Source organism: Arsukibacterium sp. UBA3155, assembly GCA_002364615.1.
GTDB lineage: Bacteria > Pseudomonadota > Gammaproteobacteria > Enterobacterales > Alteromonadaceae > Alishewanella.
The window spans coordinates 115,669-125,919 of sequence record DEYP01000022.1 but is presented as its reverse complement, the minus strand read 5'-3'; the positions used below and the strand labels follow the sequence as shown (position 1 = coordinate 125,919).

The window sequence follows — 10,251 nt, the reverse complement described above, 5'->3', positions numbered from 1 at the left end:
CCTCAGTATCTGACCCTAATTTTTGGAGGTCTTCAATGAAATTATTATTTTTTATATTAACTGTAATTTCTTATCCAGCTTTTTCAAAAGATTTTACGTTCATTAAGTCACCAGTATCGGTACATCTAAAGTCAGAGTGTAAATCTGAGGCTTGCAATGTGATTTTGTGTATGAAAAATTTTCAAGATAAGAGCATTACAATTAGCTCTCTGTTTCTTTCTCAAGATCAATTGTTAATTAATGGGATGCTTTTTTATTCTTTGGAGAACTATATTGAATTTGGTAGTGATATATACTCCCCTTGGCTAGATCGAGGCAAGATGACAGATTTTTTTAAAGAAAAATTTTTAAAAAGTATAGATGCTTCAACTAAAATATCATTCGAATCTGGAGAGGAGAAATGCTTTAATTTGAACTTAGATAAATCTTACGTATTAGAAGATGGTAATTATTATATTGGTCATTACATCTTGCGAGATGCCTATTTACAAGAAGGTGAAGATGTTAGCTTATTTTCAGTTAGCTCTAACATTATTGTTATTCAAAAATAGTAAATAGGGCCAGATCAATGGGTCAGTGACAATGATATTTTTTGCGACTCGTCCAGTATTTGGTTGGCATTTACTCGTTAAGTAGTGTCTCAATTAACGCTGTAGCGCCTATTAATGGTAGCAACCGCAGCAGTACTTGATCCAATACACCCGCTTCTGCTTTGACAATAAATTTTGCTTTTCGGTCCTTCCAGGATAGGGTTTGTATTAGGCTGGCTGCTACGACAGATGACTCGGCCAGGTTGTTTATCGCAACCTCTGTTTTTACTCCGCGAATACTGGTGCTGATTGGGCTGCAAATCAGTAGTCCGGTTTGTTGGTTATACGCCTGGCTACTTAGTACTAAGGCGGGGCGATACTTGCCGATTTCTTTGCCTTTAGTCGGCTCAAAATCCAGCCAAATAATGTCGTTGCGATCGGGAGTAAACACCTTAGGCATTAGTTATCAATTTCAGCGGCAGTGGGGTGCGCCAGTAGCCCGGCTTGTGCCGTGTCAGAAGTTAGCCCGGTAAGTAGTTCAGCTTCAGAGAATGGCAGCTGACGATGGCTCTGTTTGGCTTTTCTAACGGTAAAGCCATCTTCAAACACTTCAACTTCTACTACGGAATCAGGTGTGAAATGCGGAATGTCGCGTATTAAGCCGGCCACCCGCAACCCGAGGCCATTGCCCCAGCGTTGAATTTTTGCCTGAACAATCTGCGCCATTTTGCACCTCTTACTCATTTTTTTGTGAAGTCACAAAGTATACACTTTGTATAAATATGGTCAATCTTTATCCAGGGTAAGCAGTAGTAAGTTCATGATGCTCGCGATATTCAGTATCTGTCTTCATTCTGGCTGGGTTTGCCCCAGCTGGTAGTAATCATAAATAAGCTGCCAGGCATGCTCTGGCGTGTCGGCAAATTGAATAAGCTCTAAATCCTGTGGGCTGATTAAGCCTTCTTCTGCCAGCATGTCGAAGTTAATCAGCCTTTGCCAGAAGGCTTTGTCATACAAAATAACCGGTACCCGTTCGGCTTTTTTAGTTTGAATAAGGGTTAAGGTTTCAAATAGCTCATCTAAAGTACCAAAGCCACCGGGGAAGGCAACTAACGCCCGGGCTCGCTGTAAAAAATGCATTTTACGAATGGCAAAATAGTGAAACTGAAAGCAAAAATGCGGCGTAATGTACGGGTTGGGGTGCTGTTCTTTGGGCAGCACAATATTTAAACCTATGCTCTCACCACCTGCGGCCATGGCGCCGCGGTTGGCCGCTTCCATTACCCCTGGGCCGCCGCCGCTGATAATCATTAACGCGCTGTCCTGATGCCTGTTACTGTGCTCAGTCACCAGCTGCGAAAATTGCTGCGAGGCGAGATAATATTCACTGTTTCTGCTGTCACGTTTTGCCAGCTTAACGGCATGTTGTAGCATCTTATCTTCTGGCTGCTTAGCCAGGCTCTGTTCGGCCTGGTCCAGATTTTTGTTAGCTTGCTCAGGTGACAGAAAGCGGGCGCTGCCAAATACCACTATGGTGGCTTTAACGCCGTGCTGCTCTAACACCAGCTGTGGCTTCAGATATTCCAGCTGCAAGCGCACATGGCGTAAATCGTCCTGCATTAGAAAATCGTTATCGGCAAACGCCAGCTTGTAAGAGTCTTGATCTTGCAGATCGGCAATTGCAGCCCGGGATTCTTCAGCTGAAGTGAAATGACGTTTATAAAGACTATGGGCGTCTGACATCGAGGCTCCTGCAACGTGGTTTTTGCCACTTACTCACACTATGGTTGATATAGACTAATCTTTTAGCAAGCAAGATGCGATATAAAAGCAGTGACACTGCAAAAGGATCTAAATATGTCTGTAGCCAATTTGACCTTTATAGGCGCTGCCGGTCAGGTCACCGGTTCTTGTTATCTGATTGAACACAATACACAAAAAATTCTACTTGATTGTGGCATGACTCAGGGGGCTGATCAGGTACGGGAGTGGCATAGCTTCCACTTTGCGTTTAAACCCAAAGAAATCGATTTAGTGATTTTGTCGCACGCCCATATTGATCACAGTGGCTTACTGCCATTGCTGGTCGCTAAAGGTTTCAAAGGAAAAATAATTTGCACGCCAGGTACCGCTGAGTTATTGCCGGTGCTGCTAAAAGACTCCGTGGGCTTGTATCTAAAAGACCTGGAATGGCAGAACAAAAAAGCCGCCCGTAGTGGCAAAAAGCAGCACGATCCGGTGATGACAGTCGCTAATGCTGAACGGGTAAGTGAGCTGGTGCAACCTTTAGCTTATCGCAAAAGGTTGGTGCCAATGCCGGGGTTAGAGCTGGAATTCGCCGATGCCGGCCATATTCTGGGCTCGGCGATTATCGAGCTTTGGATCAAGGGCAACCAGGCCATGCGTAAGCTGGTGTTCTCCGGTGATTTAGGTAACCCGGCTACCGTACTGATGTATGATCCGAGTGAAATTGGCCAGGCCGATATTGTGCTGATGGAGAGCACCTATGGCAACCGCAATCATCAACCTCTGGACGATACCGTTGAGGAGTTTGCCAACGCACTGGAGCAGGCTGATAAGGAAGGTGGCAATGTGTTTATCCCGGCTTTTGCCCTCGGCCGCTCACAGGAAGTACTGTATTATCTGGCCCTGTTGCACCATCAGGGACGATTAAGGCAGCGGGCAATATTTCTGGATAGCCCGATGGCCATTAGTATCACCAAAATTTATGATGACTTTTTGCATGCGTTGGATCAGGCGGATTTAAATAAGATTGGTGCAAAGCGCAGTTTGCAGCAATTACTACCAATGTTAAAGCTGACGCCAAAAGTCGAAGATTCAATGGCGATAAACCGGGTAACCAATGGCGCTATTATTATCGCGGGTAGTGGCATGTGTAATGGTGGCCGGATCGTCCATCACTTTAAACATAATCTTTGGAAAAACACTAATCACGTGATCTTTGTTGGATTTCAGGCGCGAGGTACGTTAGGCCGACGGCTGGTTGACGGTGAAAAAAGGGTGAAAATGTTTGGTCAGGATATTGTGGTTAAAGCCAAAGTGCATACCATAGGTGGTTTTTCAGCGCATGCTGGCCAGAGTGAACTGTTAGCCTGGGCCAAAGCAATTGGTGGTCAGCCGCAATTTTATCTGGTGCATGGTGAGCCTGAAGCGCAGCTGGTATTGCAGCAGGAATTGCAAGCGCTGGGTATTAATGCCCTGATCCCGGCTAAAGGAGACAGTATTAAGTTGTAACCAGATAGTATTGGGCATTGGCAAATGGCTGTCAGCGGTTACAATGCTGCTAACACTTAAATTAAGGACAGCCATGAAACAAGTAACTTTTACTGCTTTGCTGCTTAGCTTTGGGCTAACTGCTGCGCCGGCAGATCTGCAACAACAAGTAACAGACCTGTGGCAGCAACAGGACTTTGCTGCGGCTAAGGTGCTGCTGGCTGATAACGTAAACCGCAAAACCAGCGATGCCTGGTTACTGGCAGCGCTCGGTCGCAGTGAACTTGAGCTTGGTCAGGCTGATGCCGCTGAAGAGCTATTAGCCCGGGCGGTGAAAATTGAAGCCGATAACGCCCGTTATCAGTTTTGGTATGGCAGAGCCAGCTGTGATAGTGCGCAGCAAGCCAGTATGTTCAGTGCGCTGGGTTATGCCAAGCGCTGTCGTAAAGCCTTTGAACAAGCGGTGTCGCTGGCTCCCGCAGATACCGGTTATCTGAAGGCATTGGGGAAATACTACGCACAGGCCCCTGGCATTGCCGGTGGAGACAAAGAGCAGGCACTGGCCATCGCGGCAAGGTTAGAACAACAAGATCCCCTGCAAGGTCAGTTGTTACAGCTCGAAGTGCTATTTAGCGCTGAAGATACCGCTACCGCAGAAAAGCTAATTGAAAATAGTGCCGTGTTACAAAGCCGGCCAGAGCCGTATTTTATGCGAGGCGTTGGTTTGGCGCAAAATCGGGACTATCAGGCAGCAATGCTGGAATTTAGTAAAGCCAGCGAAAAACAGGTAGCTGATGAAGAAGGTCAGCGTAACCGCCTGCTGGCATTATATCAGCTGGGCCGGGCGAGCGTGCTGGCCAAAACTGAGCCACAGCAAGGTATTGATGCCCTGAATGAATTTTTAGCCGATGGCCGTATGGCTGATTTTAACGATTGGGCGCAATTCAGGTTAAGTCAGTTATACCTGGCACAGGATCAGCGTGCCAGGGCTGAGGCAATTCTGACCCCTTTATTGGCCAGCACAGCAGATGACAATCTGAAATCAGAAATTAAAAAAATTCTATAACGCGACATAGCAAACAAAATGGGGCAGAACTAGTGGCGGCGAAATTGGGTGGTATTCACCATGTGGCAATTATTTGCAGTGATTATAAGCGCAGCAAAGCCTTTTACACTGAACTGCTTGGGCTGAAAATACTGGCTGAAAACTACCGGCCAGAGCGCGACTCCTGGAAGCTGGATTTACAGCTAGCCGACGGCAGCCAACTGGAGCTTTTTAGCTTTCCAAACCCGCCACCACGGCCCAGTAAGCCAGAAGCACAGGGGTTACGCCATCTGGCATTTAAAGTGGTTAAACTGACTGATTTTGTTGCCTACTTAACCGCCAACGAAGTTAGCGTAGAGCCGGTGCGGATAGACGAGTTTACCGGCAAAGCGTTTACTTTTTTTCAGGATCCGGATGGTCTGCCGCTGGAGCTTTATCAGCAATAACACCGGTGTAAAGGCTGTTATTGCTGGCATTTAGTTGGAAATGACCTGGGTCGGCTCAATATCTTCGCTGGGGTAACAACCCAATACCTTGACGAACTTGGTAATATTGTTTAGCTCTTCCAGCGCCCGGGTCATGGCGTAGTCTGCCAGGTTGGCAAATACATCAACATAAAACATTTCTTCCCACGGGTTACCCGGTATCGGCCGCGATTCCAGCTTAGCCATACTGATGCCATGTTGTTTTAATACCAGCAGCGCCTCTACTAACGCACCAGGTTGCTGGCCGGTGTACATAATAAAAGTCGTTTTTGCCGGTATGGCTTTAGCAACAACCACTTGCTTGCGGGCAACCACAATAAAGCGGCTGACATTGTCTTTCTGGTTGGCTAAATCCCGGGCCAGCACTTCAAGCCCATATAACTGGCCACCTTCTTCTCCACCGATAGCAATAACGGTGGGATCCTGTAGGTCTTTTACTTTAGTAAAAGCTGCTGATGAACTGTCGCAATAATCAATTTTCACGTTCGACAATCCCAACAAGTACTGGCTGCACTGGGCAATAACCTGGGGGTGAGCACATACCTGACGCACCTTGCTAAGCTCGGCGCCGGCAATGCCAAGTAAACAATGGGCGATAGGGTGGGTTAACTCACCTACGATAGACAACCGGGTATGCTGCAATAAGTCGAATACTTCGTTAATTGAACCTGACGAGGTATTTTCAATTGGCAACAGCGCATAGTCGGCGTGGCCGGTTTCAACCGCCTGGACAATTTCATTGAAACTGTCGCAGCCAAGCTCGATAATTCGCTCGGCCCGGCGGGTAAAGTACTTTTGAGTGGCCCAGTAGCTGTAAGAACCTTGCCCCCCAAGAAAGGCAACCCGCACGCTGGGGCCATTTTCGCCATTCAGCTGACCCTGCACTTTGGCTTGTTGCTGCAGTACCGAGTCTTCGATGATCACATGGTAAATGCGGGTAACATACTGCGCGTCTATCCCTAATTCTTTGCCCTGTGCGATCAGCGACAGCAGTAATGTCTGCTCCCGTTTCTGGTCACGAATGGGTTTGTTCTGGCTTAGTTTTGCCTCAGCCACTTTTAACGCCAGTTCGCGTCGCTTCGCCAGCAACTGCAATAATTGCTGATCAGTATTGCTAATTGCCTGGCGAATATCGTCAAGTTCCATGATTCATCCTTTAAAAACATACATTACGTATTATCGGTAGCTGTAACCGTTTAAACGCAAAAAAAAAAACCTCCCGGTTGGGAGGTTTCTTGCCATTTGTGCACGCACGGCCAGTTACCTCCCCTATGGGGTGGTAAAGCTAAAAAAACCGAGCGGGCGATTACATGCGTTCATCTTTGTACAGTAATCCGTCTGGATGGCTAAAGTCAAGCATCCGGAACTAACCTTAACTGATATTTTTTCGGGCCTGGTAAAAAAGGCAACGCGACTTCATTCAACCAGTACTGGTGATCAGCCCGGTAAAACGGTGACAACGGGTGACCAGACTGGCCGGAAGGGATGGTAAGAATACCATCTTGCTCCTGGCCGGGCGCGACGACCATGCGTTGTGACTGGCCAAAAGAAGGTAACTGGACTCGTGGCATATGGCGATCCCCCGCAAACTCTGAAGCTGGCATGTTGAGCCAGTCACCGAGTACTGGAATGGCATTGCTTAGCGGGTGGTTAATTTTTGCCTGATTATGCCGCCCCCAGCGACTTGCCTGAACACTGCCATGCTGTTGTTCCAGCTGCTGCTTGCTGTTAAGTACGGCTTTAAGCAGTAGTTGCGACCAGTCAGTAAATTCTAGTGGCAGGGTATCGGCACGACGAGCCTGCAGCATGGCCCAGGCAGGAGTTTCCAGCGAGTATTTTAAATAGGCGCTGCGGCTACTGTGTTGCTCGAGCATGGCTGAGAGTGGTTGGAACAGCAGCTCAATTGTCTGCTGACGAAATTGCTGTACCAGAGTGTAGCCGATATCGTCAGGGGCGGCATAGCGGCTGCTTTGGCTCAGGAGCAAACGATATTCTGTCAGCTGGTGTTCAGCGACAACCTCCGGGGTTAACACGTCAAGCAGCAATTGCTGCCAACGACTTAAAAACAGGGCCCGGTTGTCCAGTTGAATTTGATGCAGTGCCTGTTCATCTAACGGGCGCTCGCTTAGCAGATTATTGCGTATTTGCTGACCGCGGGCACCCAGATCATAGCCGCCATTGCCAAGTAACTGATAGGCCTCACCCCCAACACTGCGGGCGTTAGCGGTCCATAATACACCCGCTTCAGGATTCACTATCCGGGGATACTGCTCTGCACTGAGGTTAGCTAACCAGCTGTGCTTACCATCGCTCCAGTCCTGCGCAGTGTCCCAGTCGCTTAACTGCCTTGCGGGCATCGGTCCTAGTGGCGTCCAGCCAATGTTGCCTGCTTTGTCGGCGACCAGCATATTCTGGGTGGGAATACCCGTTATAGGTCCAAGCGCCAGCGCCTCGGCGGTACTTTTGCTATTTTCCAGTTGCAGCAAATTAAAATTAACCGCGCTGTCATCATAGGCAACCCAGCGCAGTGCAAAGGTTTGCTTGCCATAAGTGATAAAAGGCCCCCACTGCGTTTCCTGCAATTGCAGCGGGTAATCTTCGCCATCTTTGACGGTAATGGTTTGGTAAAAATGCTGCAGTGGCTGCCAGCCTTGTGCCGTTAAATAGGAGTTACCGTCGTCCGATAACTGCAGTTTAATTAAATCGTGCCAGTCTGCGGTACTGTTAGTAAAGCCCCAGGCGATATGGCCATTACTGCCGACCACGATAGCGGGCGCCCCGGCCAGGCTTAAGCCTGTTACCTGTTGCCAGTTACCGTCATTGCGCCAGTTTAATTGCACTTTATACCAGGTGCCGGGCGCTCTTATGGTTAAATGCATGTCATTGGCCACGATGGCGTTACCATGGCGGGTCAGCCGGCCCATTACAGCCATATTATTGCTACCCAGATCAGCACTGTCTTTTGGCGTGCAGGCGCTGCACGTTGCCTCACGGCGTAATATTTCCGGATATGGGCTGTCGGGTAGGGCGATAGGTGTAATTTCTGAACCATCAATAGCCGCTTGCCAATCACTGCTATGCTGTTGTAAAAACTGATACCAGTCTGGCGGAATGGCATCGTGCAATATCGTCATAGCATATTCATCACGACCTAATTTTCCCTGCAGCTCCAGATACATATTATAAATAACCAGCACCGAGTCAGTTTCCTGCCAGGGGGCAGGCTTACTTCCCAGCAGAGTATATTCGAAAGGTGCAGCAGTTAATGAAGCCAGGCCATCATTCACTCCGCGGCTGTAAGCGCACAGAAGTTGCACGTCGGCGGCTGAAAATGCGGCGAGTGCGGCTGCGGCCCGGTCGGCAAAACGGTGTCGACGCCGCTCAATATCGGTAGCCAATGCCCGTTTACCGAATAACTCTGCTAACCGGCCAGCGGCACTACGTCTGGCCAGATCCATCTGAAAAAAACGTTCCTGAGCATGCGCAAAACCCATACCGTACGCGGCATCATTCCGATCGGCAGCGCTGACCGTAAGGTAACCGAGCGCATCACGGTCCAGTGTTACCGGATTCGCCACTGGCGCATGATACTCGCCCTGATACTGAGGTAAGCTCAGCCGCAGCCAGAAGTAGCCTGCCAGCACCATTGCCAGACTTACCAGCAAGAGGGTAAGCAGTAGCCATTTCATTCCTTTCATCAGCGTGATCCGTTATCATAAAATCAAAAGGTTAGAATAGCAGGAGCGATCCGAATGGTGCAAAAAATAAAAGTATGGGATAGCGCAGTACGGTTTTTTCACTGGGTTATGGTGCTGCTGGTTGCCGGCCTGTGGTACAGCGGCAGTGAAGGGTATATTGCACTGCATCAGTTATTTGCTTACAGTCTGACATCACTCATCATTGCCCGGGTAGGCTGGGGAATATGGGGTAGTGAAACCGCCAGGTTTAGCAAATTTGCCGCGACGCCGCGTGCAGCAGTAAGCTATTTACGGCATGCTAAACCAGTGGTAGGCCACAACCCGGCCTCGTCTTATATGATATTCACCTTACTGGGGTTGCTGTCGCTGCAAATTATCAGTGGTCTGGCAACCTTTGACAACAGTTACATGAGTGACGGACCATTGGTTGCAATGTTACCAGCCAGTTGGGTCGACCTGGCATCGACTGTTCATAAATACAATATTGACGTTATTTTAATTCTGACCACAATCCATGTGTTTTTTGCACTGTGGCACAGTTGGCGCCACGATAATGTCATTAAAGCCCTGTTTACCGGCAACACGACTAATAACAATGCCAGACAACCTACTATGCGCAGCAGCTGGAGCTTCTTTGTACTATTGCTGACATTGCTGCTGTTACTGTATTACTGGCAGGGACGGGTACTAGTGGCGCTGCTCTGAAGCAGCGCTACAAACAAAGGTTAAATTACTCTTTATAATTGTCATGACAGGCTTTGCAGTTGCGGGCAAAGTTACCAAAGGCTTTGCGAACTTCACTTTTATCGCCTGATTGCGCGGCGCTTTGCAGCACGCTGGCATCGGCTGCCAGCTTCTCGCCACGCTCCAGAAAATCATCCAGATTCTGCCAGATATCGGCTTTGGCATCGCCACCACCTTGTTCGGTGCCGCTTACCTGAAAGGCTTCCCAGGGTAAGGTTGTGACTAAAACCAGAGCGTCAGCACGTTTTTGAACCCGGGCGGCGTCGTATGTCACTTCGCCTTTAATCATTTCATTGATATCTGCCATATTATGACGAATTAGCTGAAAGGCAGCCTGACGGTATTTCACCGCGTCGTTGGCATCGGTAAATGCCGTTGCTGCAGCTAATGGCGTGGATATGACAAGGGCAGTAAGGCCAGCAAGTAAGGCTTTTTTCATTTGTGCGTTCTCTTTTGTTGGTTTTGCGTGCAATAATATTGAGGTATTTGCCATAGTAATCAGCTAGAGTCTGTTG

At 48.5% G+C, this 10,251-nt stretch carries 11 protein-coding genes; 5 read left to right on the top strand and 6 right to left on the bottom strand.

From position 1 onward, the window contains the following. The coding region (locus tag B2X65_RS10585) for a hypothetical protein (RefSeq protein ID WP_290612494.1) at positions 1-551 on the top strand (551 nt) is incomplete at its 5' end. Positions 552-621: 70 nt separating this feature from the next. Here B2X65_RS10585 and B2X65_RS10580 read toward each other — a convergent pair. The 3 genes from B2X65_RS10580 to B2X65_RS10570 form a co-directional block, all read right to left on the bottom strand. Next, positions 622-990 carry a type II toxin-antitoxin system PemK/MazF family toxin gene (locus tag B2X65_RS10580; protein WP_290612493.1) on the bottom strand — a complete coding sequence of 123 codons (369 nt, stop codon included), beginning with the start codon at positions 988-990 and terminating at the stop codon, positions 622-624. After that, positions 990-1,256: a hypothetical protein gene (locus B2X65_RS10575; protein WP_290612492.1), complete on the bottom strand. Its 267-nt coding sequence runs from the start codon at positions 1,254-1,256 to the stop codon at positions 990-992. The genes B2X65_RS10580 and B2X65_RS10575 overlap by 1 nt, the downstream gene beginning before the upstream one ends. Positions 1,257-1,379: 123 nt before the next feature. Continuing rightward, complete coding sequence (locus B2X65_RS10570; RefSeq protein ID WP_290612491.1) at positions 1,380-2,273, bottom strand: TIGR00730 family Rossman fold protein; 894 nt, start codon at positions 2,271-2,273, stop codon at positions 1,380-1,382. A gap of 114 nt (positions 2,274-2,387) precedes the next feature. Here B2X65_RS10570 and B2X65_RS10565 point away from each other — a divergent pair, with 114 nt between their 5' ends. The 3 genes from B2X65_RS10565 (at position 2,388) to B2X65_RS10555 (ending at position 5,255) form a co-directional block, all read left to right on the top strand. Next, positions 2,388-3,785: an MBL fold metallo-hydrolase RNA specificity domain-containing protein gene (locus B2X65_RS10565; protein WP_290612490.1), complete on the top strand. Its 1,398-nt coding sequence runs from the start codon at positions 2,388-2,390 to the stop codon at positions 3,783-3,785. Positions 3,786-3,858: 73 nt separating this feature from the next. Further along, the gene (locus tag B2X65_RS10560; protein ID WP_290612489.1) at positions 3,859-4,830 is read left to right on the top strand and encodes a tetratricopeptide repeat protein; all 972 of its coding nucleotides are present in this window, start codon (positions 3,859-3,861) and stop codon (positions 4,828-4,830) included. 32 nt (positions 4,831-4,862) lie between these two features. After that, on the top strand, positions 4,863-5,255 hold the full coding sequence (locus B2X65_RS10555) for a VOC family protein (protein ID WP_290612488.1): 393 nt from the start codon (positions 4,863-4,865) through the stop codon (positions 5,253-5,255). A 30-nt stretch (positions 5,256-5,285) separates the two neighbouring features. On the opposite strand, the gene B2X65_RS10550 is transcribed toward B2X65_RS10555, so the two are convergent. Both B2X65_RS10550 and B2X65_RS10545 read right to left on the bottom strand, forming a co-directional pair. Beyond that, positions 5,286-6,440 carry a chorismate mutase gene (locus B2X65_RS10550; RefSeq protein ID WP_290612487.1) on the bottom strand — a complete coding sequence of 385 codons (1,155 nt, stop codon included), beginning with the start codon at positions 6,438-6,440 and terminating at the stop codon, positions 5,286-5,288. A 206-nt stretch (positions 6,441-6,646) separates the two neighbouring features. Continuing rightward, a complete protein-coding gene (locus B2X65_RS10545; RefSeq protein ID WP_290612486.1) occupies positions 6,647-8,992 on the bottom strand; it encodes a penicillin acylase family protein in 2,346 nt (781 codons plus the stop codon). Between the two features lie 54 nt (positions 8,993-9,046). On the opposite strand from B2X65_RS10545, the gene B2X65_RS10540 reads away from it, so the two are divergent. Further along, a complete protein-coding gene (locus tag B2X65_RS10540) occupies positions 9,047-9,697 on the top strand; it encodes a cytochrome b/b6 domain-containing protein (protein ID WP_290612485.1) in 651 nt (216 codons plus the stop codon). A 25-nt stretch (positions 9,698-9,722) separates the two neighbouring features. On the opposite strand, the gene B2X65_RS10535 is transcribed toward B2X65_RS10540, so the two are convergent. Continuing rightward, positions 9,723-10,175: a c-type cytochrome gene (locus B2X65_RS10535; protein WP_290612484.1), complete on the bottom strand. Its 453-nt coding sequence runs from the start codon at positions 10,173-10,175 to the stop codon at positions 9,723-9,725. Positions 10,176-10,251: the final 76 nt, after the last annotated feature.

Excerpts from the sequence above, each read along its gene's own strand:
- B2X65_RS10580 (WP_290612493.1), bottom strand. The coding sequence starts at position 990 with ATGCCTAAGGTGTTTACTCCCGATCGCAACGACATTATTTGGCTGGAT.
- B2X65_RS10575 (WP_290612492.1), bottom strand. The coding sequence starts at position 1,256 with ATGGCGCAGATTGTTCAGGCAAAAATTCAACGCTGGGGCAATGGCCTC.
- B2X65_RS10570 (WP_290612491.1), bottom strand. The coding sequence starts at position 2,273 with ATGTCAGACGCCCATAGTCTTTATAAACGTCATTTCACTTCAGCTGAA.
- B2X65_RS10565 (WP_290612490.1), top strand. The coding sequence starts at position 2,388 with ATGTCTGTAGCCAATTTGACCTTTATAGGCGCTGCCGGTCAGGTCACC.
- B2X65_RS10560 (WP_290612489.1), top strand. The coding sequence starts at position 3,859 with ATGAAACAAGTAACTTTTACTGCTTTGCTGCTTAGCTTTGGGCTAACT.
- B2X65_RS10550 (WP_290612487.1), bottom strand. The coding sequence starts at position 6,440 with ATGGAACTTGACGATATTCGCCAGGCAATTAGCAATACTGATCAGCAA.
- B2X65_RS10545 (WP_290612486.1), bottom strand. The coding sequence starts at position 8,992 with ATGAAAGGAATGAAATGGCTACTGCTTACCCTCTTGCTGGTAAGTCTG.
- B2X65_RS10540 (WP_290612485.1), top strand. The coding sequence starts at position 9,047 with ATGGTGCAAAAAATAAAAGTATGGGATAGCGCAGTACGGTTTTTTCAC.
- B2X65_RS10535 (WP_290612484.1), bottom strand. The coding sequence starts at position 10,175 with ATGAAAAAAGCCTTACTTGCTGGCCTTACTGCCCTTGTCATATCCACG.